Below are 26699 nucleotides of genomic sequence, written 5' to 3' on the forward strand. Positions count from 1 at the left end.
AGGTTGGCGAAAGGTATGGAGACGCTGGTGCAACACGTGACCCAGGGTTTCAAGGCGATGCCGCCGCGTGGTTTGTGCATGGACTGCAGTGCCGAGGATTACCAAGCCATCATCCTTTGGATGAGCGAGTAAACCCGGTCCATAACTTAACCCTTAGCCGTAGTTGGATTAGCTGATGAACAAATTGATCGTGAGTCTGCTGTTGACCGTGGGAATCTCAGGCTTCGCCCATGCTGCCGGTGATGCCGCAGCGGGCCAGGCAAAAGCCGCCGTTTGCGGAGCCTGCCATGGCCCGGACGGCAACAGCATGGCGCCAAACTTTCCAAAACTGGCCGGTCAAGGTGAACGCTACCTGACCAAGCAACTGCACGACATCAAGTCGGGCAAGCGCACCGTTCTGGAAATGACCGGGCTGCTGACCAACCTGAGCGATCAGGATCTGGCCGACATCGCCGCCTACTTCGCCAGCCAGAAAGGCAGCGTCGGCGCCGCCGATCCGAAGATCGTCGCTCGCGGTGAAGCGCTGTTCCGTGGCGGCAACCTCGCCAAAGGCCTGCCAGCCTGCACCGGTTGCCACTCGCCGAATGGCGCCGGCAACGCCGCTGCCGGCTTCCCGCACCTGGGTGGCCAACACGCTCAATACATCGCCAAGCAGCTGACCGATTTCCGCAAGGAAGAAGGCGGCCGTACCAACGACGGCGACACCATGACCATGCAGACCATCGCCAAGCGCTTGAGCGATGAAGATATCGCAGCGGTTTCCAGCTACATTCAGGGTCTGCACTAAGCGCGCCGGATTGGGCGTTGAGCGAGGCTGAATTTCAAAAGATCGCAGCCTTCGGCAGCTCCTACAGGGGTGTTGCGTGATCCAATGCAGGAGTTGATATCTCCTGCAATGTTAACGCTCGATTAATCCGTCGCAGCAAGTATAAAAAGGGTGGCTTTGGCCGCCCTTTTTTGTGGCCGCTGCCGTTACACTACAGAACTCATGCCCGCCAGGATCTGTCTGAAAACAGGTCGCGCGAGGCGACCAAAATTGTCCAGGAGTAAAGCATGCGTAATCTGATCATCAGCGCCGCTCTCGTCGCTGCCAGCCTGTTCGGCGTCACCGCCCAAGCCGCCGAAGCCCCAGCCGCCCCTTACGTGGAACTGGCCAACCCGGTACCGGTTGCAGAGCCTGGCAAGATCGAAGTGGTCGAGCTGTTCTGGTACGGCTGCCCGCACTGCTACGCCTTTGAGCCAGTGATCAACCCGTGGGTTGAAAAACTGCCGTCCGACGTCAACTTCGTGCGTATCCCGGCGATGTTCGGCGGCCCGTGGGACGCTCACGGCCAAATGTTCCTGACCCTGGAAGCGATGGGTGTCGAGCACAAGGTTCACGCGGCGGTTTTCGAAGCCATCCAGAAACAACACAAAAAGCTGACCGACAAGAACGAGATGGCTGACTTCCTCGCCACCCAAGGCGTGGACAAGGACAAGTTCCTCGCCACTTTCGACTCGTTCGCCATCAAAGGTCAGATCGTAAAAGCTCGCGAACTGGCCAAGAAGTATGAAATCACTGGCGTTCCAACCATGATCGTCAACGGCAAGTACCGCTTTGACATCGGCTCTGCCGGTGGTGCCGAACAAGCGCTGCAACTGGCTGACCAACTGGTCGCCAAAGAGCGAGCGGCAACCAAGGCTGCAGCCAACTAAGCGCCGCCCCCGCCATGCGCCGCTGGAAGTCTGAACGCATCGTTGGCCTGCATGATCCGCAGGTCAACGAGCATCACCTGGAGTCCACGGGCCTGCCCGCAGACCAACGTCTGCGCCTGCTCAGTTTCAATATCCAGGTGGGCATCAGCACCGAGCGCTATCGGCATTACCTGACCCGTAGCTGGCAGCACCTGCTGCCGCACAACGGTCGCTCAGGCAATCTGCAAAAGATCGGCGACCTGCTCGGCGACTTCGATCTGGTCGCCTTGCAGGAAGCCGATGGCGGCAGCCTGCGTTCGGGCTACGTCAATCAGGTCGAACACCTCGCCCAGCTCGGCGCCTTCCCTTACTGGTATCAACAACTCAATCGCAATCTCGGCCGACTGGCCCAGCACAGTAACGGCGTGCTCAGTCGTCTGAAACCGTCGGCGATTGAAGATCACCCGCTGCCCGGCCCGAAAGGTCGTGGCGCGATTCTGCTGCGTTTCGGCGAAGGCCCGGAAGCGCTGGTGGTGGTGATGATGCACCTGGCCCTTGGCGCGCGAACCCGCAGCCTGCAACTGGCCTATATTCGTGAGCTGATCGGTGGCTACAAACACCAGGTGTTGATGGGCGACATGAACACTCACGCCAGCGATCTGCTGCAACATTCTCCGTTACGCGATCTCGGCCTGCTGGCCCCGCAGGTGGAAGCGACATTCCCCAGCTGGCGTCCTCAGCGTTGCCTTGATCATATTTTGCTCAGCCCGACCCTGACCCTGGAAAAGGTCGAAGTGCTGGCGCATCCCATTTCCGATCACCTGCCGGTCGCGGTAGAGATTCGTCTGCCGGGTTCGCTCACGGCTGATGCATTGCCCGCGTTGAGTCCTGACCCTCGCGGAACCCCTGAATGAGCGACGAAGCCCAGCGCTGGAAAGAGAAATACCTCAAAAGCATCGAACAACAGGACAAACTCGAACGCCGCTGGGCCGCCAGGCTCGACCTGCTGCGTCGCGGGCTGGTGCGCAGCACATTGGCCGCCGAAGGCACCGACAAAGTCGTTGATCAATGCATGAAAGAGATGCGCGACGTGGTGCGCACCGACGACATGGACGCCGGCCTCGCCGCCCTGCTACCGCGCCTGGAAAAAGCCGTGCTCGACTCCGAGCAACGCCGCGAAACCCGCATCGATCAGGTCAGCACCGCGCTGACAGCGCTGGTGACGCAACTGCAAGCCTTGCCGTTGCCTCGCGAAGTCGCGCAACCCCTGAAAAAATTCGCCAAGCAACTGGATGGCCGCGTCGGTTCAGCGCGGGAAATGCCGCTGCTGCTGAGTGAGCTCAGTGGTTTGCAGGGTAAAGCGTTGAGTCAGTTGGACGCGCCTGCCGAACCTGAGCGACCGGGATTGTTGCAGCGTCTGTTTGGCGGTCGTGACAGCGATGATGCGCCGACAACAGAAGCGCCCGCGCCGGTTCTAGCTGCTCAACCGGTTGCTGCACCCGAGCCTGTAGCGCCTGCCGAAGTCATTGAACCGGTAAAAGCTGCGCCTCCGATCCAGGAAGCCCCTTGCGTTGCGATCACTGAAACACCCGCTACGGCGATTCAGGCAGAACCGGACGTCTTCGCCTTCGTGCCGCCAACCGTCGCCAGCGAAGCCGTCAGCGCTCCAGCAGAAGTCATCGCCGTCGAGCCGGAACCGCAGGTCATTGCCGCCCCTGCCCCCCACGTTGCCTTCAACCCCGACGAACTGATCCACCACAGCGATCCGTCCCCGCTGATCCTCGACAGCCTGCCGCTGCCCGAACCCATCGCCCAGGCACTGGCCGCGATCGACCCGGAACAACCCGAGCAAGACATTCTTTTTTCTCTGCCGGACACCCCGGAGCCTTCCTACAGCTCCGTGGCCAAACACATCGAAGACACCCTGATCGGTCTGCTCGACGACCTGACCCTGCCCGAACGCCATCGCCCGCAAGCCGAGGCGATGCGCGAGCGGCTGAAACACGGCTTGAACTGGTACGAACTGATCCCGATCCTCGATGATCTGGCGACGTTGATGCTGGCGATCACCGACAGCGGTCAGCACGAATTCGAAGCCTATCTGCAACAACTCAACGAACGCCTCGAAGCGTTTCAAAGCAATCTGCAAGCCGCCAGTGATGGCCATGCCGACAACAGCTCGGCGGCGCGGGCGATGGACACGCAAATCCGTGAGCAGGTCGACGGTTTGCAGACCAGCGTGCAGGAAGCGGCGGATCTGGATGACCTCAAGCAAGTGCTGGAGAACCATCTGGAAGGCCTGCTCGGCACCATGGATCAGCACCAGAAGCAGCGCGACGCCCGCGAGCAGGAAGTGGCGACGCGGCTCAAAGGCCTGTCCGAGCGCGTGGCGCACATGGAACAGGAAGCCCAAGGCTTCCGCGAACACCTTGAGGAACAACGCCAGAAAGCCCTGATCGACCCGCTCACCGGCCTGCCCAACCGCGCCGCGTGGAGCGAACGCCTTGAGCACGAAATCAAGCAGTGGCAGCAGCACGGCAACACCCTGAGCCTGGCGATGCTCGATCTCGATCACTTCAAGCGCATCAACGACAACTACGGCCACTTGGCCGGCGACAAGGTGCTGAAAATCATCGCCACCGTGTTGCGCAAACGCCTGCGCGGTTCCGATTTCATTGCGCGTTTTGGCGGTGAAGAGTTTGTGCTGTTGCTGCCGGCCACGCCGCCAGCGCTCGGCGCGAAACTGTTGGAAACGCTGCGCGCAGCGATCGAGGCCTGCCCGTTCCACTTCAAGGGCGAACGCGTGACCATCACCATTTCCATGGGACTGGCATCGTTCAAGGCCGGAGAACACAGCGATCTGGTGCTGAAAAGAGCCGATCAGGCGCTGTACCGGGCGAAAAACGCAGGACGCAATCGGGTCGAGCTCGGCTGAGCAATTTGTTCCATTTTGTTTAAATCCGCCCGCTGACCGTCGAGACGCAAGGCAGTACGTTACACTGTTGCATTACTGTCTTGCGTGTATTGCTCTCAGCCATGAAATTTTTTGCCCTCCTCGCGTCGCTGCTCGTTCTGGTCGGTTGTGCCAGCGCCCCGCGTTACGACATCAGCCACCCTTCGGCCAATTACGACAGCCGCATTCAGTTCGTGATCGTCCATTACACCTCCGCTTCGCTGGAGCGTTCGCTGCAACTGCTGACCCACGGCGAAGTCAGCAGCCATTACCTGATCAGCGATGACAAGAACGCGACCGTCTACAAGCTGATGGATGAAAACCAGCGCGCCTGGCACGCCGGCGAAAGCCAATGGCAGGGCCGCACCTGGCTCAACTCCAGCTCGATCGGCATCGAAATCGTCAACCCGGGCTTCAAAGACACGCCGACCGGCCGCCTCTGGTATCCGTACAGCGAAGCGCAGATCCAAGGGCTGATCGCCCTGCTCAAAGACATCAGCAAACGCAACGGCATCAGCCCGCGCCACATCATCGGCCACAGCGACATCGCGCCGTTGCGCAAACTCGACCCGGGCCCGCTATTCCCGTGGAAGCGTCTGGCTGACGCAGGCCTGGGCCTGTGGCCCAATGAACAAGCGGTGGTACGCCAGCAGGCGCTGTTCAACAGCGGCGAACTGCCGAGCATCAGCTGGTTCCAGGGGCAACTCGCGCACCTTGGTTACGACACGCCGCAGACCGGCGAACTCGACGTCGCCACCCGACATGTCCTCGCCGCATTCCAGATGCACTACCGCCCTTCGCGCTTCGATGGCACCCCGGATGCGCAAACGGCGGCATTGTTGTTGGTACTTAATCAGACAAAATAATGACGCCCGCCCGACGGTCAGGGCGAAATCGCAATCAGCAGCTATAACTCATTGGTAATTCTTCGGATATTCCATATGGTTGCTACCCGAGAGACGCTGCGAAGCTGGTTTTATCGCCCCTGGTTTTTGGCGACGATCGCGGCTGTCCTCAGTGCCAGCCTGCTGATCGCCGGCGGTATGTTCTTTGCGATGCATCAGGTCGAGCAAAGCGAAAGCCGCGAAATGAACGCGCAAGGCGAACGTTTCCTCGCCCGCCTCGAACAATTGTTCGGCCAGTTGCGGGAAAGTCTCGACGACCTCGAAGCACAGCCGTTGCGCAGTTGTGACGGCGACATGATTGCCACCCTGCAGCAAGTCACCTTCAATTATCGCTTCGTCTATGAAGCCGCCTACAGCGATGGCACCCGAACCTGTTCCAACCGTCCGCGTCAGGAAGGTTTGACGGTTGCTCGCCAACCCGACATCAAAGGCCCGACCTACAGCTATTGGCTAAACACCACAACTGAACCCGATGAAAACCGCGCCGCACTGATGCTGGGTCGCGGTAATTTTCGCGTGGCCACTTCGCGCGGACATTTGACCGACATGGTCGACCTGTCGCCCGGCAGCAGCCTGCTGGTGGTGCTCGATCACGGCACGCGAGCAATCCCGGTACTTGGCACAGAGCAGGCCTGGCCGCCAACCGAGCACTGGCCACCGAAAAACCGCGAAGCACTGCAAGTCACGCAAACCCGCCTCGTCTACCGCATGCCCACCGATAACCCGGAATATCAATTGGTGCTGATCTCGCCGCGCAGCGGCATGCACATTCCCGCCGTCTGGTGGTGGATGGTGCCAGCCTGCCTCTTGCTCGGCGCGCTGGCCGGGTTCCTGGTGTTTTTGCTGGTGCGCCAGCGTCAGTCGATAGACGCCGAGCTGCACGGCGCGATTCGCCGTGGCGAGTTGCAGGTGCTCTATCAACCGATCTTCGATCTCGACAGTCGCAACTGCGTCGGCGCCGAAGCCCTGCTGCGCTGGCGGCGCCCGGACGGCACGCTGACCAGCCCTGACCTGTTTATCCCGATGGCGGAGAACACTGGGCAGATCAGGCAGATGACTGACTTCGTTCTCCAGCGATTGCTGGAGCAACTCGGTCAGCTCCTGCGCGCCAACCCACAGCTGTATATCTCGGTGAACCTCGCAGCGTGCGACGTGATGGTGCCGCGCATCGGCCAGGTCATGGCGCGCCTGCTGACCCTGCACCGGGTGGCGGCGCGGCAGATTGCCTTCGAGGTGACTGAACGTGGATTGATCGATGTGGTGGTGGCGCGGGAAAATCTGCAAGCCCTGCGCGATGTCGGCCACCAAGTGCTGATCGACGATTTCGGCACCGGCTATTGCAGCCTCGCCTACCTGCAAACCCTGCCGGTAGACTGCCTGAAAATCGACAAAGCCTTTATCGACGCGCTCGGCCATGACGCCGCCAGCAGCGGCGTTGCCCCGCACATCATTCACATGGCGCAGGCGCTGGATCTGAAGGTGATTGCCGAAGGCATCGAACTGGAATCGCAAGCCGAGTTGCTCAGCAGCGAAGGGGTGAAATTTGGTCAGGGCTGGCTGTTCGCCCATGCCTTGAGCGCGGTGCAGTTTATCGAACTGATCACCCGAGGCCGACGACTCGCTGGCCGTCGCATGGATGACGAAGCCTAGACTGCCAACGCCATGTAGAACTGCGTGCCCTGCCCCGGCCGTGAATACACGCCCATGCGCCCGCCATGCAGCTGGACGATTTCCTTGCACAGCGCCAGACCAAGCCCGGCGCCGCCCTTCTTGCGCCCGACCTGCACGAACGGTTCGAAGATCCGCCCCTGCTGGCCGTAGGCAATCCCTTCGCCGTTGTCTTCGACGCTGATGATCACCCGCTCGCCATGCCGACGGGCCTGCAAACGGATCTGGCCGTCGCGGGCGGTATGGCGCAAGGCGTTGTCGATCAGGTTGTCGAGCACGCGATCGAGTTGCGCCTGATCGGCCTGCAAACGCGGCAACGGGCCTTGCAACTCGACATTGAGGGCAATGCCCTTCGCCGCCGCCGAATCGGCGAACCGCAGCTGCGCCTGTTCGAGCAAATCTTCGATGGAGCACGGTGCCAGCGTCAGTTTCTGCAAACCGTTCTGGTAGCGCGAAAAGTTGAGCAAGTCGTTGATCAACTGCATCAGGCGCTGCATTTCTTCGTTCACGGTGTCGAGCAGATCAGCCTCGCGCGACTCCGGCGGAAATTTCGCCCGTTCGCGGAACAGGCCGAACGCCATGTGCATGCCGGTGACCGGCGTGCGCAATTCGTGGGAAGCACGCAAGACAAACTCACTGCGCACCCGCTCGAAAGCACGCTGCTCGGTGACGTCGTGCAGCACCATCACCGCGCCGAGGATATGCCCTTGGGTGTGGCTGACCGGTGTCAGGCTGTACGTCAGCAGACGCGATTCGCCGTCGACCTCGATACTCAAATCTTCCGGCGCGCGCTCAAGCGTGCCGCCACGCAGCACCAGTTGCAATTGGGCGTCCAGTTCAGGCCTTCCGAGCGCGGTGCCGAGGCCTTGGCCGAGACGATCGTCCTCCCAGCCCAATTGGCGCTGCGCCACTGGGTTGAGGTGTTCCAGATGGCCCTGACGGTCGATCATCAGCAAGCCATCGTCGATGCTGTCGAGCACGGCCTGTAACCGTTGCTGGCCGGCCAGAAGCTCGTCGACGTTGGTCGCTTGGTGCTCGCGCAGTGCTTCGGCCATCAGCCCGAAACGCCGGGACAACAGGTTCACTTCCATCGCTGAGGAAATCGGCAGGGTTACTTCGAAGTTGCCCTGCCCGATGTTATCGGCAGCTTTCGCCAACACCTCGATCGGCGCGCCGAAGCGTCTTGCGATGCCGTGAGCGGTGACAAAACCGATGATCAACACCGCCAGCCCGACCAGCCCCAGCAGGCCGGCAACCAGCAACGCCCGTTCGCGGGCGGCGTGTTGCACGGCATTAATGTTGTCCAGCGCATGCTTGTGCTCGGTGATCAAACCGTTGCGCAGCGCATTGAAGCGTTCCCTGAAGTTGGCATTGCTGCTCAACGCGGTCGCCGGGTCACGGGACAGGTCAAACGCCTGCAGAAAACTTATGTAATCCGCTTTGGCCTGGCTGAAACCGTACTGCCGATCATCATCACCGCGTTCCTGGGCGATGCCTTCATCGAGCAGCTCGAAGTAATGCTGTTTGGACGCTTCGAACGCGGCGTCATCCGGCTTTTCGGCCAACATGAGGATCAGTTGATCACCCAGCGTTTGCCGCATCTTCAGGCCCAGATCAAGGGTGACGAAGTTGTTGCGCAACAGCGCTTCCTGCGAGCCGGCCATCTGCATCACGCTGACCAGCCCGAGCAGAAGCCCGAGCAACGCCACGGTGATCAAGGCGGAAATGCTCAGGAACAACCGTGTGCGCAACTTCATCGCCAGTTTCATCGCCCGGCACTCACAGGTTGTACTGCTTGCGCTTGCGATACAGGGTCGAGGCGTCGATGCCGAGGGTTTTCGCTGCTTGATCCAAGGTGCCGGCGGTGGCGAGAACCGCGCCGATGTGGGCTTTTTCCAACTCATCCAGGCTCAGCGCGGCGCCGACCCGTGGTGCGTTGTTGGCCGGTTGCTCGGCCATGCCGAGGTGGCTGATTTCCACGCGTTCTTGCGGGCAAATGATGCTCGCCCGCTCGACCACGTTGCGCAGCTCACGAATGTTGCCCGGCCAGCGATAACCCAGCAGTGCTTCACGGGCCTCGTCGCTGAAACCGCGTGCAGGACGCGCGTACTCTTTAACGAAGCGCGCCAGAAAGCGATCGGCCAGGGTGAGGATGTCCTCGGCGCGCTCACGCAGCGGCGGCAAATGCAGGGTGATGACGTTAAGGCGATAGAGCAGGTCTTCACGGAAGCGACCGTCGCGCACCATGTCTTCCAGATTGAGGTTGGTCGCCGCGAGAATTCGCACATCGGCGCGACGGGTAACCGGATCCCCTACCCGTTCGTATTCCTTGTCTTGAATAAAGCGCAGCAACTTGGGTTGCAACGTCAATGGAAAATCGCCGATCTCGTCGAGAAACAGCGTGCCGCCGTCAGCTTGATTGACGCGACCCAGCGTGCTTTCACTGGCACCGGTAAACGCGCCGCGACTGTGACCGAACAGCTCGCTTTCCATCAATTCTGCGGTCAGCGACGGGCAGTTGATGGTGACGCAGGATTTCTTCTCACGCTTGCTCCAGCCGTGAATGGCGCGGGCCAGTTCACCTTTACCGGTGCCGGACTCGCCGAGGATAAGAATGTTGGCGTCAGTGCCCGCGACTTGCCGTGCAGTTTCCAGTACGACTTTCATCGCCGGGCTGTGGGAATCGAGCCCGTCCTTCGGCTTGCGGATCTCGCCTTCGAGGGCTTCGAGGCGCGCCGACAGTTGGCGCACTTCCAGTTGTTTGGCGGTGGCCAGACGCAACTGATCAGGGCTGCACGGCTTGACCAGATAGTCGGCAGCACCGGCCTGGATCGCATCTACAGCGGTATCAACAGCGGAATGCGCGGTGACGATCACCACGCGCATCCACGGCGCCTGAATGCGCATTTGCGCGAGTACATCGAGACCGTTGTCTTCACCCAGACGCAAATCGAGGAAACACAGGTCGAAGACCTGGCGTTGCAGCAGTGCGTCGGCCTGAGCGGCGCTGTTGGCCGTGGCCACCGTATAGCCTTCGTCTTCGAGGCAATAACGGAAGGTTCGCAGGATGGCGGATTCATCATCCACCAGCAGAATGCGGCCTTGTTGCTCCGTGGCAGATTCCATTTTTCCTACGCTCCATAAAGATTGGTCTTGGGTTAGTCCCGGAAAAATCGGGCAAGTTGCATGGTTGATTCTGAACGATGCGAGCCATAGGAGGGTAGCTCTCTCCAGCCTTCAGGGCCAATACGTTGATTTTGTTGATTTTTTAAACAAACAGCGATTTGCAGGGGATTCCCTGCGTCCTTTTCTGACATCCAAGACCTCAACTCAATTCCATAAGAATGAATTCTCCTACGAAATAATCGTGCGGTTTGCACGACCGTGGAAGAGCCATCGTGCAGGATGCGTCGCGAAAGATTTTCAGATCGATCGTAACCTATTGTTTTTATTGGTTTTTTAATCAAATAAAAAACTGGCATGCAGTCTGCAATATCTCTATCAGCCCGGGCAGATCAGAACTGCCCTAACCGAATAAGAGAGTGAGGAACCCAGGATGACTCGCCAACGTGCCGCCCAAGTGCGTATCTCGCCACTGCATATCCAGCAAGGTCTGTTTGGCGTACTTGCGCTGCTGATCACCCTGATCGCTTGCCAGCAATACCTGCGCTGGGAAAACGCCCAGCAGCCAGAGGCACCGCTGATCTCGATACAGCACGCGACACAGAGCCATTTCAGCGCTGTCAGCAGCGCCCAGGAAGACAGTGCGCCGATGCGCATGATGTCGGTCGACCAGGCGGAGCCACTGGATCAGCTGCCACGCGAAGAGCGCTGGGTTTTCTGATCGATCTGATTTTACAAATTCGGGCGCGCAGCGCCGGAACACGCCACACCCCTAAATAGAGAAGTAAGGAGAATCACCATGTTGAGCTGGGCAATTACATTCTTGATCATTGCCATCATCGCTGCAGTACTGGGCTTCGGTGGTATCGCGGGCACCGCCACGGGTATCGCCAAGATTCTCTTTGTCGTGTTCCTGGTGATGTTCATCGCTTCCTTCTTCTTTGGCCGTCGCGGCCGAGGTTAACGATGAATGCTTTAAAAGCATTGGCAGCCGCCCTGCTTCTGGGCGGTAGTGCCATGGCGATGGCGGCCAACGACGGCCAGACGCGGGTCAACGAACTGCTCAGTTCCGACCCGCAGTATCGGGAAACGTGGGAAGGCGTGGTGAAGAAGGAAGAGCGCCTGCCGGAATGGGTGATGAACCTCTCCGGTACACCTGACCAACAGATGAATGCCGTCACTGAAGACGGCGACAAGTATCTGGTTGGGCCGCTCTGCGAATCGCAGGACAAGTGCCTCAACCACCGCTTGATCGTCGCGTTCAGTTTCGACAAGAAAGATGCATACGCCATGCTCGTCGATGTGCCTGAAGGACTGCCGGCCGACAAGTCGCCCACGCGACATGCCACTTACCGCTTCCTCGGCAAACCCGATCAAGGCATGCAGGATCTGCTGATGGAAACCCTGAAGAAAGATCCGAACTGGTATTGAACATGAAGGCAGCAGCCCTGCTGCCTTCCTTTGCACCGAGCCGAGGAGGCTCGGCGCATGACCAAGGGGCCGGGACGTTCTGACTGTTACAGGGTCGGAGTGACCTACGGGTACAGGGAGTGCCTGCGAGAGGGCCGGGTCAGGGCACGTCAAAGCTGCGACGCAGGTTCGCCAACCCCCAGTGGTTCGACGGACTTGCGCTGAGCTTCATCCTCAGCAAAAAACCATCAAAACATTGATCCAGAGCGACCTGCTCATGCTTTTTTGCGACCAGACTGCGCGCGAAAACATTACGCGGTGTTTCCGGGCGACCGTATATCGAGAAAGAAGACTTCTATTCAAGAGGACTTCTAGTCTTCCTGCGTAGGCTTTTTCCTCAAATTTCTGTCGATTTTTCCTGATTAAAAAACCACCAACCCAGGCTGTGATGGCCGGTTCACGGCAGTTATGCCGGCCGAAATGTCGCAATCGAACCGGTTGGGACGCCAGTTTCATTTAAAAAAGCTCATGCCGATTCGGCATAGGGTAGGCGTTTACGGCATTAGACGGCGCAACCTTGCATCGGAATAGTTGCGCCTTTTTTCGCCTGCCGGAGAGCCGTGAATACGCGCTTCGGGGCACCTTATACGGAGGCAGATGCAAAGACTTTTCCGCTAAAAAGCGTTCCAGTTCCTGCATGTGCCTGAGTCAAACGCAAGTAAGGGTAAAGATAATGAAGAAGGCAAAACTCAGCCTCGCCTGGCAGATCCTCATCGGTCTGGTTTTGGGGATTGCAATTGGGGCGTTGCTCAACCACTTCAGTGCCGAAAAGGCCTGGTGGATCAGCAATGTCTTGCAACCGGCAGGCGATATCTTTATCCGTCTGATCAAGATGATCGTGATTCCGATCGTCATCTCTTCCCTGATCGTCGGCATTGCTGGCGTGGGCGACGCCAAGAAACTCGGGCGTATCGGCCTGAAAACCATCATCTACTTCGAAATCGTCACGACCATCGCCATCGTTGTCGGCTTGCTGTTGGCCAACCTGTTCCATCCGGGTGCCGGCATTGACATGAGCACGCTGGGCACAGTGGACATCTCCAAGTACCAGGCGACTGCCGCCGAGGTACAGCATGAACACGCGTTCATCGAGACCATCCTTAACCTGATTCCGTCGAACATCTTCGCGGCCATGGCTCGCGGCGAAATGCTGCCGATCATCTTCTTCTCAGTGCTGTTCGGTCTCGGTCTGTCGAGCCTGCAGTCGGATCTGCGCGAGCCGCTGGTGAAGATGTTCCAAGGCGTTTCGGAAAGCATGTTCAAAGTCACCCACATGATCATGAACTATGCGCCGATCGGCGTATTCGCTCTGATCGCGGTGACCGTGGCCAACTTCGGCTTCGCCTCGCTGGTGCCGCTGGCCAAACTGGTGATCCTGGTTTACTTCGCCATCGCTTTCTTCGCCTTCGTGGTGCTGGGCCTGATCGCCAAGATGTTCGGTTTCTCGGTGTTCAAGCTGATGCGCATCTTCAAGGATGAGCTGGTGCTGGCCTACTCCACCGCTTCCTCGGAAACCGTGCTGCCACGCGTGATCGAGAAGATGGAAGCCTACGGCGCACCGAAAGCCATCTGCAGCTTCGTGGTACCGACCGGTTACTCGTTCAACCTCGACGGTTCGACTCTGTATCAGTCGATCGCGGCAATCTTCATCGCGCAGCTGTATGGCATCGACTTGTCGATCAGCCAGCAACTGTTGCTGGTGCTGACCCTGATGGTCACCTCCAAAGGCATCGCCGGTGTGCCGGGCGTGTCCTTCGTGGTGCTGCTGGCTACCCTGGGCAGCGTCGGTATTCCGCTGGAAGGTCTGGCGTTCATCGCCGGTGTCGACCGCGTCATGGACATGGCCCGTACCGCGCTGAACGTGATCGGTAACGCACTGGCCGTGCTGGTTATCTCGCGCTGGGAAGGCATGTACGACGACGCCAAGGGCGAGCGCTACTGGAACTCCCTGCCACACTGGCGCACCAAGACCAAACTGCCAGCGGGCGAAATCTCCAAGAACTGATTGCTGAGACCTGTGGAAATCGGCTTTTCTGTGGGAGCGAGCCTGCTCGCGAAGGCGGTATGTCATTAAGCATTGATGTGACTGACAGGACGCTTTCGCGAGCAGGCTCGCTCCCACAGGGGATGTGAGCCAAGCCACAAAAGATGCGCACACAAACCCCGGAGAAATCCGGGGTTTGTCGTTTCTGGCCACGCCGTTATCATTCGCCGCATTCTTCGGGGGATTTGACTGATGCTTAATGGCCTGTGGCTTGGCTTCTTCATCGTGGCAGCCGTGTCGGCGCTGGCGCAGTGGCTGATCGGCGGCAACGCCGGGATCTTTGCGGCGATGGTGGAGAGCATTTTTGCCATGGCCAAGCTCTCGGTCGAAGTCATGGTGCTGCTGTTCGGCACCCTCACCCTGTGGCTGGGTTTCCTGCGCATCGCCGAAAAGGCCGGAATCGTCGACTGGTTGGCGAAAGTCCTCGGCCCGCTGTTCCTGCGGCTGATGCCGGAAGTCCCGGCCGGTCACCCTGCCCTTGGCCTGATCACCCTGAACTTCGCCGCCAACGGTCTGGGCCTCGACAACGCCGCCACGCCTATCGGCCTGAAAGCCATGAAGGCGCTGCAGGAGCTCAATCCCAGCGCGACCATCGCCAGTAACGCGCAAATCCTCTTCCTGGTGCTCAACGCCTCCTCCCTGACCCTGCTGCCGGTAACGATCTTCATGTACCGCGCCCAGCAAGGCGCGCCGGATCCGACGCTGGTGTTCCTGCCGATCCTGCTGGCGACCAGTTGCTCGACGATTGTCGGCTTCCTCTCGGTAGCATTCATGCAGCGCCTGCGGATCTGGGATCCGGTGGTGTTGGCTTATCTGATTCCCGGCGCGCTGGTTCTCGGCGGCTTTATGGCGCTGCTGGGCACGCTGTCGGCGACGGCGTTGGCGGGATTGTCGTCGATCCTCGGCAATCTCACGCTGTTCGGATTGATCATGTTGTTTCTGATCATCGGCGCGTTGAGGAAAGTGAAGGTTTACGAAGCGTTCGTTGAAGGCGCCAAAGAAGGTTTCGACGTTGCGAAGAATCTGCTGCCGTATCTGGTGGCGATGCTCTGCGCGGTGGGCGTGCTGCGTGCTTCCGGGGCGCTGGATTTTGGACTGGACGGTATTCGCCATCTGGTCGAATGGGCCGGTTGGGACACGCGGTTTGTCGATGCGTTGCCGACGGCGATGGTCAAACCATTCTCCGGCAGTGCGGCGCGGGCGATGCTGATCGAGACGATGAAAACCTCGGGCGTCGACAGCTTCCCGGCGCTGGTCGCGGCGACGATTCAGGGCAGTACTGAAACGACGTTCTATGTGCTGGCGGTGTATTTCGGCGCGGTGGGGATCCAGCGCGCAAGGCATGCGGTGGGGTGTGCGTTGCTGGCGGAATTTGCCGGCGTGGTCGGCGCGATCTTCGTCTGCTACTGGTTCTTCGGCTAAACACAATTCCAAACTGTAGGAGTGAGCCTGCTCGCGAAAGCGGTGGGTCAGCCCCCAATAAAGTTAACTGATACACCGCCTTCGCGAGCAAGCCCGCTCCCACAGGGGTTTTGTGTGGGGCTTAGGGTTTTGGGGGGCCAGTGCTACTGCTACTGGTTCTTCGGCTGAACACAATTCCAAACTGTAGGAGTGAGCCTGCTCGCGATAGCGGTGGGTCAGCCCCCAATAAAGTTAACTGATACACCGCCTTCGCGAGCAAGCCCGCTCCCACCGGGGTTCTGTGTGGGGCTTAGGGTTTTGGGGGGCCAGTGCTACTGCTACTTGTTCTTCGGCTAAGCACAATTCCAAACTGTAGGAGTGAGCCTGCTCGCGATAGCGGTGGGTCAGCCAGCAATAATGTTGACTGATACACCGCCTTCGCGAGCAAGCCCGCTCCCACAGAGGTTTTGTGTGGGGCTTAGGGTTTTGGGGGGCCAGTGCTACTGCTACTGGTTCTTCGGCTAAACACAGATCAAATGTGGGAGCGGGCTTGCTCGCGAAAGCGGCGGGTCAGCCCCCAGTAAAGTTAACTGATACACCGCCTTCGCGAGCAAGCCCGCTCCCACAGGGGTTTTGTGTGGGGCTTAGGGTTTTGGGGGCCAGTGCTACTGCTACTGGTTTTTCGGCTGAACACAGATCAAATGTGGGAGCGGGCTTGCTCGCGAATGCGGTGGGTCAGCCAGCAATAATATTGACTGATACACCGCTATCGCGAGCAGGCTCACTCCTACAGGGGTTCTGTGTGGGGGTTAGGGTTTTGGCGGGGCCAGTTTTTGGCCTTGATCTACGGCCCACGCGACAACCTTCGCGGTCAGGCGATCACTGGCCTGGCCAAAACCGGCGACCACCGCCGGCACCTGCACATCACTCAGCGGCTGGCGCTCTTCAAAGCGGCGACTGGCGAGAATCCGTTGGTCATAACCGCGCACCAGCAACGCATCGACCCGCACCACAACGCTGGCCTGCGTGCCCTGATATTCGGTCTGAAACGCCTGCAAACTCCCGCCCAGTTCCAGATCCGCAGCAAAGTTGCTGTCATCCGTGCTCAGCAACGTCACCCGTCCATCACGCTGAAAGCCGTCGAGCAAGCGATTACGCACCAGCACCGGCGCCGGATCGCTCCAGCGCGAAGCCTTGTAACTACTGATCACATCGCCCTGCGGAATCACCGCGATGTTCGAGCGGTTCAGCGCTTCGCTGGACTGCAATTTATTCAAGCGTAACGACCAGGTCTGAGCCGCCGCCGAACGGGTCGAGGCGGGCGCCTGTGCGGCTGGCAAGCGATACACATCCGACGGTTCGGACTTGGGCAGGATCGAGCACGCACTGATCAAGGTGAAGCCAACGAGGAGGGCGAGGCGAGTCAGCTTCATGGCGTGAATTCCTTGTTCTTGTCACGGCCCAGCAGGTAGCCGCTAGGGTTGGCCTCAAGGCGTTGCGAGATGGCGCGCAGCGAGGTCAGCGTCTCACGCAGTTCGCGGATCGCCGGGGCCAGGCCATTGAGGCCCTGCATGCCGTTGTCGAGGGAGTTTTCGTTTTTGTTGAGCAGGGCGCTGATCGTCGTGGTGCTTTGCTCCAGCGACTTCATCGCCTGCTCGGCGCTGCCCAGCGCTTGTTTGCCCTGATCGTTGAGCAAGCCGTTGGCGTTGCGCATCAGCAACGAGGTCTGTTCGAGCATGCTGCCAGCCTGTTTGCCGACCGTCGCCAGTTGCTGCATGGCCTGTTTGATGTCGCCGCGTTGATCGTTGATGGTGCCGGTGGTTTGCTCCAGATGCGCGAGGGTTTTGCTGACGCGCTCGACGTTCTCTGGGGAAAACATCTGATTGGCGTTCTGCAGCAGCGCGCTGATGCCGGTCATCAAATCGTTGCTGTCATTGAGCAAACGCGAGATCGGCGAAGGCGAGGCGACGATCAGCGGCAGCTTACCGTCATGCCCACGCAGTTTCGCGCTCTGCGGCGTGCCACCGCTGAGCTGGATGATCGACGTGCCAGTGATCCCGGCCAGCGCCAGTTTCGCCTGGGTGTCTTCTTTGACCGGGGTGTCACCGGCCAGACGAATCCGCGCCAGCACCCGGCGTGGATCCTGCGGATCGAGGCGCAGGCTGATCACGTCGCCGACCTTGATCCCGCTGTACTGCACCGAACTGCCTTTGGACAGGCCGCTGACCGCCTCGTTGAAGACGATTTCGTAATCCTTGAATTCGGTGTCGACGCTGGACTTGGCCAGAAACAGACCGAAGAGCAGGGCGCCTGCCACCACAATCACGGTGAACAGGCCGATCAACACATGATGCGCTCGGGTTTCCATGTCAGACCTCGTTGAGCAATTTGGCGGCGTCCAGCGCCGAGCGGCCGCGCGGGCCGTGGAAGTATTCGTGAATCCAGGCGTCGTCGGTCTCCGAAACGACGTCGATAGGGCCGGCGACCAGCACTTTCTTCTGCGCCAGCACCGCCACGCGATCGGTGATGGTGTAGAGCGTGTCGAGGTCGTGGGTCACCAGAAACACGCTGAGACCGAGCGCATCGCGCAGGGTCAGGATCAATTGGTCGAATTGCGCGGCGCCAATCGGATCGAGGCCGGCGGTGGGCTCATCGAGAAACAGAATGTCCGGATCCAGCGCCAAGGCCCGGGCCAGAGCGGCGCGCTTGATCATGCCGCCGGACAGCGACGAAGGATATTTATCCGCTGCCGACAATGGCAACCCGGCCAGCGCCAGCTTCACGGCGGCCAAATGTTCGGCGTCGTTGCGGCTGAGGCCGGCGTGTTCAATGAGGGGCAGGGCGACGTTCTCGGTCACCGTCAGCGAGGAAAACAGCGCGCCTTTCTGGAACAAGACGCCGAAGCGTCGTTCAACCATCGAACGCTCGTGCTCCGACAGACTCGGCAGGTTCTTGCCGAACACTTTGACGATACCTTCGCTGGGCCGACGCAGGCCAACAATGCTGCGCAGCAAAACCGATTTGCCGCTGCCGGAACCGCCGACCACGGCGAGGATTTCGCCTTTGTATAAATCCAGATCGAGGTTTTCGTGCACGCTCTGGCTACCGAAGCGATTGCACAGGCCACGGACTTCGATCACCGCCTCCGAGGGCGCGCGGGGTAGACGACTCACCAGCCCATCTCCATGAAGAACAGTGCGGCGACCGCGTCGAGCACGATCACTACGAAAATCGACTGCACCACGGCAGACGTCGTGTGCGCGCCGACCGACTCGGCGCTGCCGCTGACCTTGAAGCCTTCCAGGCAACCAATCGCGGCAATGATGAAGGCGAAAATCGGCGCTTTTACCAAGCCGACCAGAAAGTGCTGCACGCCGATGTCCGACTGCAGCAGCGTAAGGAACATCGCCGGCGAAATATCCAGCGACACCGCGCAGACCACACCGCCGCCAATGATCCCGCAGAGCATCGCCAGAAAGGTCAACATCGGCAGCGCCACCAGCATCGCCAGCACGCGCGGCACCACCAGCAGCTCCATCGGGTCGAGGCCGAGGGTGCGGATCGCGTCGATTTCCTCGTTGGCCTTCATCGAGCCGATCTGCGCGGTGAAGGCACTGGCGGTGCGCCCGGCCATGAGGATCGCCGTCAGCAGCACGCCAAATTCACGCAGGAACGAGAAACCGACCAGATCCACGGTAAAAATCGTCGCGCCGAAACTGGCCAGCACCGTCGCGCCGAGGAACGCCACCACCGCGCCGACCAGAAAGGTCAGCAACGCCACGATCGGTGCGGCGTCGAGGCCGGTCTGTTCGATGTGCGCGATCATTGGCGTAATGCGCCAGCGCTTGGGCCGGAACAGGTTGCGAGCGATGGTTTCCAGAATCAGGCCGACGAAGCCGAGCAGTTGCAGGGTGTCCTGCCAGACCGTATCGACCGCACGACCGATGCGCGTGAGCAATTGCACGCTGACGCTGATTTCCGCTTCCTTGATCGGCACGCAGAAATCGGTCATCGAGCGATACACGGTTTGCAGCAACGCGCGATCGGCGGTGGAAATCGTGCAATCAGGGTGCTCGGCCGATTTACCGAGGCGCTCGGAGCCGAGCAGTTCGACCAGCAGCGAAGCGCCAGCGGTATCGAGGGCGCCGAGGCTGTTGAGGTCAATCGGGGTGTTGGCGTCGTATTGGCCGTGGAGCTTTTCGCTGAGGGTCTTGAGCTCGGCGTAATGGGCAAGCGTCCAGTCCCCGGTCACGCGCAGGCGGGCAGGGCTGATCGACGTGTCCAGTTGGGCATTGCCGCTGATCGAACTGCTGGTCATAAGCTCCGTGCTTTTCGGCTGATTACGCTGGGATAGGTAATAGCACGAACCGGACTACTTTTCTTTGATGGCTGTGCTGTCGGTGATTTCGAAGCGCAGCACCCCAATCACCTGGCCATCCTCGGTCAACACGCGCACCTGCCATTTGCCCGCCGGGTTGCCGGGGAAATTCTGCTTGTGCGTCCACGCCCGGTAGCCTTCCTTGCGCCCGCCATGAATGTCGAGCGGGATGCGGTCGACCTCTTTGCCGTTGAACTGCCAGACGTGATAAATCCGCTCATCGAGGCCGCGTGGCGCGTTGATCGCGGTGTAGGCGTAGAGGCCATCGCCACGAATCTGCTCGGCGCTGACCGTGTCGAGGCTGGCGCCGGGGGTGCGATCCTGCAATTGCGTGCTGATCGCCACGTCGGTCATCCACAGCGTCGCCGGCGGCACCCACGAACGCAGCACCCAACCGACGCCACCGATGCCGACGGTGATGCACAGAATCGCCAGCGCGTTGCGCACCGTGCGGATCGGGAAGATCGACGCCAGACTCGGGAACGACAACAGCACGGCAATACCCAGCGCCCACTTGAAACTCTGCGAGGTGGTCAGGTGCATGATCACCGGCAACGCGGTGAGCAGGGCGGCGAACAGGGTCAGGGTGTGCAACGCGAGGAACGCCCAGCGCCGTGGCGCCAGCCATTTGTAGTAGAGCGGATCGACGATGGAGATCAGTGCCGCGACGCTGAGCAGGCCGGTGAAAACCAATTGACCGCTGTTCCACGTCGTGGTGATAAAGAAGAACGGCAGGACGAAAAACAGACTTTCCTGGTGGATCATTTGCGTTGCGTAACGCAGCAACGGCTGGGGAATTTCCCGTTTGAAGATGCGGGTGAACAGGCCGGTGAGGGTGTTTTCCAGCATCAGCCAGATCCAGCTGAGCAGCATGATCACCGTGATCCAGCTCGCCAGCCCTTGCTGACGATCGACCATGATGAAACTGCCGACCCCGGAGATGAAACCACCGAGCGCAATGACCCCGGGATAGCGCTTCATCAGTTCGAGAATGCGCTGGATCAAGAGCTGTATTTTCGGCATGTCGGGGTTCACAACGCTGTAGGAAAAATCCCGGAAAGGTTACCGCCGCCTAGCCCCTGTGGCGAGGGGATTTATCCCCGTTGGGCTGCGAAGCAGCCCCAAACCCTGCAACTCGATTCATCCAGACAAAATGCATTCGCAGGATTTACGACGGCTGCGCCGCCGAACGGGGATAAATCCCCTCGCCACAAGAACCTCATCATCACAACATGGTATTGCATGTAATTGTATGGACTCGCCCAAGCCGAGGCGTCTGTGCGCCACGGTGGCATTCTTATAGAAGCCAACGACAGCGAGGGCGAGGCCATGAAAAAGCATACGACGAACAATCAGTCTTTGTCAGCCGATGTGTCGGCATGCTCCACCGTTGCGGTGGATCTTGCCAAAAGGGTTTTCCAGGTGGCCGGGGAAGATGCCCTCGGCATGGTGATATTCGAGGAGCGAATCAAGTCACGAGAAGCCTTTCAGGTATTTCTCCGTGAGCTTCCCCCAAGCGTGACGGTGTTGGTAGAAACCGGGCCCGGTGCTCAAGCATGGGCACGGTTGCTGCAAATGCAGGGTAATTGCGTTCGCATCCTGCCCGCTCAATTGGTTGCCAGTCATCGCAGTGGCCCGAAAAATGATCGCAACGATGCTTTGGCTATTTTGCGTGCCGGCCGCGACTGCAAAATCTCGGCGGTGCCGATCAAGAGTGCAGCGGCGTTGGCGATGCAGGCTTTGCATAGGGCCCGTCAGGGATATGTGCGGCGGCGCACTGCGGTCGGTAATCAGATGCGCGGTTTACTGCTCGAACATGGCGTGGCCATGGCGCAGGGCGAAATTGCGAATAGCCAGCTCGTGCCTCGAATACTGGAGGATGCCACTCAACCGCTGCCCGATCTGCTGCGCGAACTGATCGCCGAGCTGCTGGGCGAATGGGGTCATTTGGGCGATCGCGTCAACGTACTGACCGGTCGACTGGAAGCGGCAGCGAAGGAGGACGAGACGGCGAAACGGCTGATGACGGTGCGCGGTGTTGGCCCGATCATCGCCACGGCGCTGATAGCCAAGCAGACCGAGCCTGAACGCTTTGCCAACGCGCGCTTGTTCGCTGCGTACTTCGGATTGGTGCCGAACCAGCACAGTTCTGGCGAGAAGACCCGACTGGGCGGGATGAGCAAGCGTGGTGATGCGTATTTGCGCAGCCTGACGATTCAGGGCGCTCATGCTGTTTTGAGACAGATACGACCGGATTCAGAGCAGCCGGACGACAAGCGTCTCCAGCGCTGGATCAACCGACTAGGTCGCAAGGAGGCTGCGGTGCGATTGGCCAATCGCAATCTTCGGATTCTCTGGGTGCTGCTGCAAAACGATCAAATATATCGTCGCCAGCCAGGCAACGGCCAGGAGGCGACGATGAGTCACTGATAAAAGAGTTCTGCCACCGAGGCGCTAAGCCGCTTCAACCCATGCTAAGAACATTGACCCCAGGTCAGACCGTCGCGAATTGATGCCTGAGCTCCTACTGGCCCTTGAGGCCTTACTGTAATCGGCATATCGCGAGCTTACCCAATGTTGGCCAGAAGCCGCTTAACGCTTCCTCGAATAGGCCTTATACATAGATGCAACCGGGTAGCAGTGTTCAAAAACAGGTTGAATGGTGGGGCGAGTCCATACATAGGAGCTGCCGAAGGCTGCGATCTTTTGATCTTCAACCCCGCTTACGATGCAAGCGCCAGCCGATCAGGATCAATAGCACCAAGCCCAAGCCACCCGCACTCAACCACAACACCTGATCATCACTGATCAACGGCTTCTCGATCCGCAAATACCCCGGCTGCAACAGCAACTCACGCATGGCCTTATTCGCCGCTTCCAGCGTCACCCCTTGCAGCTCGCGCGCCGGGTTGGCGAAGCGACCGTCCTCGTAGTCGCTCAGGGCACTCCAGTAATAATCCGCCATCGCGCTATTACCCTGCACCGCCCACGCCTGGTGGGCGATGGATGCCTGTTTGATGCGGGCAAAAGTCGCCGGGTCGAGACCGTTTTTCAGCAGGTCGGCTTTGAGGTCTTCGAGCACCTGGATGGCTTCGTCGACGTCATCGCGATCAAGATCAGCGTTCAGGCTCATGAACCCGACACCACCAAACACTTCGCGCTCAGCCCACGGCCCGTACGACAAACCGTGGTTGAGGCGGATCTGCCGGTACAGCGCCCAGTCCAGATAATCCTTGAGGATGTCGAACGTCTCGTCGTACTGATCGTCAATCACCGGTTCCGGCACCAGCCAGTGCAGCTTAGCGCTGTCGCCGATAAAGCCACGGGTGAGGGTGCGTTCATGGGCGGCGCTGGTGCGGATGTCCGGCAGCGGTCGATGCTCGCTCGGCTCAACCGCTTCGAGCGCGCCCCAGGCGCGTTCGAGATAGGCCGGCAGCAGTTTGTCGAGTTCACCGACGACGATCAGGGTCATGTTGTTCGGCGCGTACCAGGCTTTGCGCACCTTCTCCAGTTGCTCTTGGGTCAGGTGGCCGACCTCGGCGCGTTGCGGGCATTTCAGGCCCAGTTCGACCGCGAGCTGATTGCTCGCGGTGTGGCCGAGATCCTGGCGGTCGAGGAAGCGTTGCAGACGCGTGTAATGGCCGCCGTCCTCGCGCTCGACCACGCGTTTGGCGGCGTTGATCGCGTTTTCGTCGATGCGTGTTTGCGTGAGCAAATCGAGCAGCAGGTCGAGCACCTTGCGCTGGTTTTTCGCCGGGGCTTCGATGACGAACGTGGTGTCGGCGTTGCTGGTAAAGGCGTTCCAGTCACCGCCCAGTGCCTGCATGCGTTCCTCTAAACCACCTTCGCCGGTGGCGTCGATGCCGCTGAACAGCAGATGCTCGAGCAGGTGCGGCAACTCTTTGTCGTCGCAATCAAAATCATCGAGGCCGACGCCGACCACCAAGCGGATCGCCACATGCCCGCGTTCGGTGCCGGGTTTGAGCAGCAACTGCAAACCGTTGGGCAGCGCATAGCCTTCGACCTGAAAGCGATCCAGGGCGAAGACGGGCAGGGAACCGAGCAACAGACAGGCGAACAACAGGCAACGCATAACAGGCTTCCATACGGCTGATTTGGAGATCCGTGTCGTCAGTCAGGGCCCCATCGCGAGCAGGCTCACTCCTACATTTGGAATGCGTCCCCCTGTAGGAGTGAGCCTGCTCGCGATAGCGGCCTGAAGGCTGAATCAATGTAACTGACTAAACCCAGCCGTAAAACGTTCAAGGCGAATGCGTGATGTCGGCAATATCATCCGACGCCAGCGCCCCGGTGTCCGCCGTTTCCAGCACCACATACGCACTGCCGCAAAACAGCGAATTCAAACGCTTCATGTCAGCAATCAACTCCAGGTGCAGCGAACTGGTCTCAATACTCTGCACAATCTTGCGTTGCAAACGGCTGACATGCGCGTGGGCCAAACGGCGTTCCTGCGCGCGGAAGCGGCGTTTTTCACGCAGCAATTGGCGAGCACTTTCACGATCACCGCTGAGAAACACCGACAGCCCCAAACGCAGGTTGGAGATCAATTGCTGCTGCAGCCCGGCCAGATCCTCCAGACCTTCTTCGGAGAACGAGCGGCGCTGCGAGGTTTTCTGCTGCTGGATCTTGCGCAGCATGCGTTCGATCAAATCGCTAGCAAGCTTCAGGTTGATCGCCAGTTCGATGATCTCGGCCCAGCGTCGACTGTCTTGCTCGCCGAGGTCTTCGCGCGGCATCTGCGCCAGGTAGAGCTTGATCGCGCTGTACAGCGATTCGATGTCGTCGGTCTGCCGGCGGATTTCCTGAGTGACGGCGGTTTGCTTGCCGCGCAGCACATCGAGGGTGGCGTCGAGCATGTTCTCCAGCAGATCGCCCATGCGCAGGGTTTCCCGCGCGGCGTTGGCCAGCGCCAGACTCGGGGTGACCAGCGCGGTGGCGTCGAGGTGACGCGGTTTGGCGGTGCCGTTGAGCTCCGGCCGCTCCGGCAGCAGCCAGGCGCAGAGTCGCGCCATCGGGCCGACGCTCGGCAGCAGAATCAGGCAGCGCGCGGTGTTGTAGAGCAGGTGGAAGCCGATGACCATTTCCTGCGGGCTGAAATCGAGGCTGTCGATCCAGTGCACCAGCGGGTCGAGCACCGGGATGATCAGCAGCAGGCCGATCAGTTTGTACAACAGACTGCCCAACGCCACTTGCCGGCCAGCGGCGTTCTGCATGCTGGTGCTCATGAACGCCAGCACGCCGCTGCCGATGTTGGCGCCGATCACCAGACCGATCGCCACCGGCAGACTGATCACCGCTGCGCCGGCCAGTGTGGCAGTGAGCAGCACGGCGGCGAGGCTGGAGTAGGAAATCATCGCGAACAGCGCGCCGACCAAGGCGTCGAGAAGGATATCGCCGGTCAGCGAGGCGAAAATCACCTTCACGCCCTGAGCGTGGGTGATCGGCGCGGCGGCCTCGACGATCAGTTGCAGCGCGAGAATGATCAGGCCGAGACCGATCGACACCCGGCCCATTTGCCCGAGCCGCGTCTGTTTGCGCGACAGAAAGAAAATCACCCCGAGAAAAATAAGCAGCGGCGACAGCCACGACAGGTCGAAGGTCAACACCCGCGCCATCAGCGCGGTACCGACGTCGGCACCGAGCATGGTCGCCAGCGCCGGGGTCAGCGCCATCAGGCCCTGGCCGACGAAGGAGGTGACGAGCATGGCGGTGGCGTTGCTGCTCTGCACCATGGCGGTCACGAGGATGCCGGCCACGAACGCGAGCCAGCGCTTGGACATGTTCTGGCCAATCACATGGCGCAGATTGGTGCCGTATACCCGCAGGATGCCGGTTCGAACGATGTGCGTGCCCCAGATCAGCAGGGCGACGGCGGAAAGCAGATTGAGCAGGGTGAGCATGCAGACCCCCTGTAATAGCAGTGCCCCAAAGGAGCAAGTTGACGGTACCGCGCGGTTTCTACGTTTTTGATACTTAAGCTGTAGTTGGCTAACGGACTGGGCGCCAGCATTGCACAGCTAAAGTGTTGATTGAAACAAAAGTGTCATGAAAAGCGCTTCATGCACCTCTCAGATTTCCAATCCACCAATGATCCTGTGGCGAGGGGATTTATCCCCGATGGGTCGCGCAGCGGCCCCCGTTGTTTAAGCCAAAAGCAGGGGACTGCTGCGCAGTCCATCGGGGATAAATCCCCTCGCCACAGGTTTTTGCGGGTACAAAAAAGTCTGGATATCGCCCAAAACAAATGTGGGAGCGAGCCTGCTCGCGAAAGCGGTGGATCAGTCAACATTGCTGTCGGCTGACACTCCGTCTTCGCGAGCAGGCTCGCTCCCACAGGGGTAATGCGTATTGCCGGACTACCGGGTTACTGGCCCGGGATGTCCTTGCGCAGTTTCACCGGGTCTTGCTGCTTTTTCTTACGGGCAATCGCGCCGCGCAGTTTGATGTTGATCGCCTCAACCGCCAGCGAGAAGCCCATCGCGAAGTAGACGTAGCCTTTCGGTACATGCACGTCGAACGACTCGGCAATCAGCACGGTACCGACCACCAGCAGGAACGACAGCGCGAGCATCTTCAGCGACGGGTGCTTGTCGATGAATTCGCTGATCTTGCCCGACGCCAGCATCATCACCAGCACCGCCACAACAATCGCCGCGACCATCACCGGCACGTGCGAAACCATGCCGACAGCAGTGATCACCGAATCCAGCGAGAAGACGATGTCGATGATCGCAATCTGAATGATGGTGTAGAGGAAGTTGCCGCCCTTGCCGCCGGGGGTGTCGTCGCTTTCGTCTTCACCTTCCAGCGCGTGATACATCTCCTGCGAGCTCTTCCACAGCAGGAACAGACCACCAAAGAACAGGATCAGGTCGCGACCGGAAATGCCCTGGCCGAACACTTCGAACAGGTCGGCGGTGAGGCGCATGACCCAAGTGATCGACAGAAGCAACAGGATCCGCGTGATCATGGCCAGGCCAAGACCGAAGATCCGGGAGCGCTGATGCATGTGTTTAGGAATTCGTCTGACCAGTATCGAAATAATGATGATGATATCGAAGC

At 59.8% G+C, this 26699-nt stretch carries 23 protein-coding genes; 13 read left to right on the forward strand and 10 right to left on the reverse strand.

Annotated elements, in window-relative coordinates; genetic code table 11:
• The 7 genes from ACIP1X_RS21255 to ACIP1X_RS21285 all read left to right on the forward strand — a co-directional run.
• Window positions 1-132: c-type cytochrome (locus ACIP1X_RS21255; RefSeq protein WP_400650306.1), on the forward strand; the 132-nt coding region annotated here is incomplete at its 5' end.
• A gap of 43 nt (window positions 133-175) precedes the next feature.
• A complete protein-coding gene (locus ACIP1X_RS21260; protein WP_008081240.1) occupies window positions 176-787 on the forward strand; it encodes a cytochrome c in 612 nt (203 codons plus the stop codon).
• A gap of 266 nt (window positions 788-1053) precedes the next feature.
• Window positions 1054-1695 carry a thiol:disulfide interchange protein DsbA gene (gene dsbA / locus ACIP1X_RS21265; protein ID WP_159813385.1) on the forward strand — a complete coding sequence of 214 codons (642 nt, stop codon included), beginning with the start codon at window positions 1054-1056 and terminating at the stop codon, window positions 1693-1695.
• A 14-nt stretch (window positions 1696-1709) separates the two neighbouring features.
• Window positions 1710-2588, forward strand: coding sequence for an endonuclease/exonuclease/phosphatase family protein (locus tag ACIP1X_RS21270; RefSeq protein WP_159813387.1), 879 nt, complete (start codon window positions 1710-1712; stop codon window positions 2586-2588).
• A complete protein-coding gene (locus ACIP1X_RS21275; protein ID WP_400754881.1) occupies window positions 2585-4609 on the forward strand; it encodes a diguanylate cyclase in 2025 nt (674 codons plus the stop codon). The genes ACIP1X_RS21270 and ACIP1X_RS21275 overlap by 4 nt, the downstream gene beginning before the upstream one ends.
• A gap of 101 nt (window positions 4610-4710) precedes the next feature.
• Window positions 4711-5493 carry an N-acetylmuramoyl-L-alanine amidase gene (locus ACIP1X_RS21280; RefSeq protein ID WP_400754884.1) on the forward strand — a complete coding sequence of 261 codons (783 nt, stop codon included), beginning with the start codon at window positions 4711-4713 and terminating at the stop codon, window positions 5491-5493.
• Window positions 5494-5568: 75 nt separating this feature from the next.
• Window positions 5569-7182, forward strand: a complete 1614-nt coding sequence (locus ACIP1X_RS21285) for an EAL domain-containing protein (protein ID WP_212545455.1) — start codon at window positions 5569-5571, stop codon at window positions 7180-7182.
• On the opposite strand, the gene ACIP1X_RS21290 is transcribed toward ACIP1X_RS21285, so the two are convergent.
• Together ACIP1X_RS21290 and algB are read right to left on the reverse strand one after the other, a co-directional pair.
• Window positions 7179-8969, reverse strand: coding sequence for a KinB sensor domain-containing domain (locus tag ACIP1X_RS21290; protein ID WP_053125389.1), 1791 nt, complete (start codon window positions 8967-8969; stop codon window positions 7179-7181). The two genes, ACIP1X_RS21285 and ACIP1X_RS21290, sit on opposite strands and share 4 nt — an antisense overlap.
• A 10-nt stretch (window positions 8970-8979) precedes the next feature.
• Window positions 8980-10326: a sigma-54-dependent response regulator transcription factor AlgB gene (algB, locus tag ACIP1X_RS21295; RefSeq protein ID WP_053125387.1), complete on the reverse strand. Its 1347-nt coding sequence runs from the start codon at window positions 10324-10326 to the stop codon at window positions 8980-8982.
• A gap of 430 nt (window positions 10327-10756) precedes the next feature.
• Here algB and ACIP1X_RS21300 point away from each other — a divergent pair, with 430 nt between their 5' ends.
• From ACIP1X_RS21300 to ACIP1X_RS21320, 5 genes are all read left to right on the forward strand, one after another.
• On the forward strand, window positions 10757-11044 hold the full coding sequence (locus tag ACIP1X_RS21300) for a hypothetical protein (protein ID WP_212550252.1): 288 nt from the start codon (window positions 10757-10759) through the stop codon (window positions 11042-11044).
• Window positions 11045-11122: 78 nt separating this feature from the next.
• On the forward strand, window positions 11123-11287 hold the full coding sequence (locus tag ACIP1X_RS21305) for a DUF1328 domain-containing protein (RefSeq protein WP_003177151.1): 165 nt from the start codon (window positions 11123-11125) through the stop codon (window positions 11285-11287).
• A gap of 2 nt (window positions 11288-11289) precedes the next feature.
• A complete protein-coding gene (locus ACIP1X_RS21310; protein ID WP_053125383.1) occupies window positions 11290-11754 on the forward strand; it encodes an inhibitor of vertebrate lysozyme family protein in 465 nt (154 codons plus the stop codon).
• Window positions 11755-12466: 712 nt separating this feature from the next.
• Window positions 12467-13798 (forward strand): glutamate/aspartate:proton symporter GltP, encoded by a 1332-nt coding sequence (gene gltP, locus ACIP1X_RS21315; RefSeq protein ID WP_400754888.1) that lies wholly within the window; start codon window positions 12467-12469, stop codon window positions 13796-13798.
• Between the two features lie 231 nt (window positions 13799-14029).
• Window positions 14030-15259, forward strand: coding sequence for a nucleoside recognition domain-containing protein (locus ACIP1X_RS21320; RefSeq protein ID WP_159813394.1), 1230 nt, complete (start codon window positions 14030-14032; stop codon window positions 15257-15259).
• Between the two features lie 788 nt (window positions 15260-16047).
• Here the strand turns inward: ACIP1X_RS21320 and ACIP1X_RS21325 are convergent.
• Genes ACIP1X_RS21325 through ACIP1X_RS21345 form a run of 5 tightly spaced genes read right to left on the reverse strand, consistent with a single transcriptional unit; the run spans window position 16048 to window position 20639 of the window.
• Window positions 16048-16671, reverse strand: a complete 624-nt coding sequence (locus ACIP1X_RS21325) for an ABC-type transport auxiliary lipoprotein family protein (protein WP_282351148.1) — start codon at window positions 16669-16671, stop codon at window positions 16048-16050.
• Entirely contained in the window at window positions 16668-17606 is a 939-nt protein-coding gene (locus tag ACIP1X_RS21330; RefSeq protein WP_212545451.1) for an MlaD family protein, read from the reverse strand. Before ACIP1X_RS21330 ends, ACIP1X_RS21325 begins: the two co-directional genes overlap by 4 nt.
• Window position 17607: 1 nt before the next feature.
• Window positions 17608-18411, reverse strand: a complete 804-nt coding sequence (locus ACIP1X_RS21335; protein ID WP_053125373.1) for an ABC transporter ATP-binding protein — start codon at window positions 18409-18411, stop codon at window positions 17608-17610.
• Window positions 18408-19556: an ABC transporter permease gene (locus ACIP1X_RS21340; RefSeq protein ID WP_053125372.1), complete on the reverse strand. Its 1149-nt coding sequence runs from the start codon at window positions 19554-19556 to the stop codon at window positions 18408-18410. The genes ACIP1X_RS21335 and ACIP1X_RS21340 overlap by 4 nt, the downstream gene beginning before the upstream one ends.
• Window positions 19557-19610: 54 nt before the next feature.
• Window positions 19611-20639 carry a DUF5924 family protein gene (locus tag ACIP1X_RS21345; protein WP_053125370.1) on the reverse strand — a complete coding sequence of 343 codons (1029 nt, stop codon included), beginning with the start codon at window positions 20637-20639 and terminating at the stop codon, window positions 19611-19613.
• A gap of 348 nt (window positions 20640-20987) precedes the next feature.
• On the opposite strand from ACIP1X_RS21345, the gene ACIP1X_RS21350 reads away from it, so the two are divergent.
• A complete protein-coding gene (locus ACIP1X_RS21350) occupies window positions 20988-22046 on the forward strand; it encodes an IS110 family transposase (protein ID WP_400754895.1) in 1059 nt (352 codons plus the stop codon).
• 283 nt (window positions 22047-22329) lie between these two features.
• Here the strand turns inward: ACIP1X_RS21350 and ACIP1X_RS21355 are convergent, their stop codons facing one another.
• The 3 genes from ACIP1X_RS21355 to ACIP1X_RS21365 form a co-directional block, all read right to left on the reverse strand.
• Complete coding sequence (locus ACIP1X_RS21355; protein WP_053125368.1) at window positions 22330-23709, reverse strand: pitrilysin family protein; 1380 nt, start codon at window positions 23707-23709, stop codon at window positions 22330-22332.
• A 169-nt stretch (window positions 23710-23878) separates the two neighbouring features.
• Window positions 23879-25537 carry a Na/Pi cotransporter family protein gene (locus ACIP1X_RS21360; RefSeq protein WP_053125366.1) on the reverse strand — a complete coding sequence of 553 codons (1659 nt, stop codon included), beginning with the start codon at window positions 25535-25537 and terminating at the stop codon, window positions 23879-23881.
• 464 nt (window positions 25538-26001) lie between these two features.
• A partial coding sequence (locus ACIP1X_RS21365; protein ID WP_400754892.1) for a TerC family protein occupies window positions 26002-26699 on the reverse strand: 698 nt, incomplete at its 5' end.

It is taken from the genome of Pseudomonas sp. NPDC088885, from assembly GCF_044750025.1.
GTDB lineage: Bacteria > Pseudomonadota > Gammaproteobacteria > Pseudomonadales > Pseudomonadaceae > Aquipseudomonas > Aquipseudomonas rustica.

What these genes read in the sequence shown, in the direction of transcription:
- ACIP1X_RS21270 (WP_159813387.1), top strand. Translation starts at nt 1,710, where the DNA reads ATGCGCCGCTGGAAGTCTGAACGCATCGTTGGCCTGCATGATCCGCAG.
- ACIP1X_RS21340 (WP_053125372.1), bottom strand. Translation starts at nt 19,556, where the DNA reads ATGACCAGCAGTTCGATCAGCGGCAATGCCCAACTGGACACGTCGATC.
- ACIP1X_RS21300 (WP_212550252.1), top strand. Translation starts at nt 10,757, where the DNA reads ATGACTCGCCAACGTGCCGCCCAAGTGCGTATCTCGCCACTGCATATC.
- ACIP1X_RS21360 (WP_053125366.1), bottom strand. Translation starts at nt 25,537, where the DNA reads ATGCTCACCCTGCTCAATCTGCTTTCCGCCGTCGCCCTGCTGATCTGG.
- ACIP1X_RS21310 (WP_053125383.1), top strand. Translation starts at nt 11,290, where the DNA reads ATGAATGCTTTAAAAGCATTGGCAGCCGCCCTGCTTCTGGGCGGTAGT.
- ACIP1X_RS21290 (WP_053125389.1), bottom strand. Translation starts at nt 8,969, where the DNA reads ATGAAACTGGCGATGAAGTTGCGCACACGGTTGTTCCTGAGCATTTCC.
- ACIP1X_RS21325 (WP_282351148.1), bottom strand. Translation starts at nt 16,671, where the DNA reads ATGAAGCTGACTCGCCTCGCCCTCCTCGTTGGCTTCACCTTGATCAGT.
- algB (WP_053125387.1), bottom strand. Translation starts at nt 10,326, where the DNA reads ATGGAATCTGCCACGGAGCAACAAGGCCGCATTCTGCTGGTGGATGAT.
- ACIP1X_RS21305 (WP_003177151.1), top strand. Translation starts at nt 11,123, where the DNA reads ATGTTGAGCTGGGCAATTACATTCTTGATCATTGCCATCATCGCTGCA.
- ACIP1X_RS21280 (WP_400754884.1), top strand. Translation starts at nt 4,711, where the DNA reads ATGAAATTTTTTGCCCTCCTCGCGTCGCTGCTCGTTCTGGTCGGTTGT.
- ACIP1X_RS21275 (WP_400754881.1), top strand. Translation starts at nt 2,585, where the DNA reads ATGAGCGACGAAGCCCAGCGCTGGAAAGAGAAATACCTCAAAAGCATC.
- ACIP1X_RS21330 (WP_212545451.1), bottom strand. Translation starts at nt 17,606, where the DNA reads ATGGAAACCCGAGCGCATCATGTGTTGATCGGCCTGTTCACCGTGATT.
- ACIP1X_RS21355 (WP_053125368.1), bottom strand. Translation starts at nt 23,709, where the DNA reads ATGCGTTGCCTGTTGTTCGCCTGTCTGTTGCTCGGTTCCCTGCCCGTC.
- dsbA (WP_159813385.1), top strand. Translation starts at nt 1,054, where the DNA reads ATGCGTAATCTGATCATCAGCGCCGCTCTCGTCGCTGCCAGCCTGTTC.
- gltP (WP_400754888.1), top strand. Translation starts at nt 12,467, where the DNA reads ATGAAGAAGGCAAAACTCAGCCTCGCCTGGCAGATCCTCATCGGTCTG.
- ACIP1X_RS21345 (WP_053125370.1), bottom strand. Translation starts at nt 20,639, where the DNA reads ATGCCGAAAATACAGCTCTTGATCCAGCGCATTCTCGAACTGATGAAG.
- ACIP1X_RS21320 (WP_159813394.1), top strand. Translation starts at nt 14,030, where the DNA reads ATGCTTAATGGCCTGTGGCTTGGCTTCTTCATCGTGGCAGCCGTGTCG.
- ACIP1X_RS21260 (WP_008081240.1), top strand. Translation starts at nt 176, where the DNA reads ATGAACAAATTGATCGTGAGTCTGCTGTTGACCGTGGGAATCTCAGGC.
- ACIP1X_RS21285 (WP_212545455.1), top strand. Translation starts at nt 5,569, where the DNA reads ATGGTTGCTACCCGAGAGACGCTGCGAAGCTGGTTTTATCGCCCCTGG.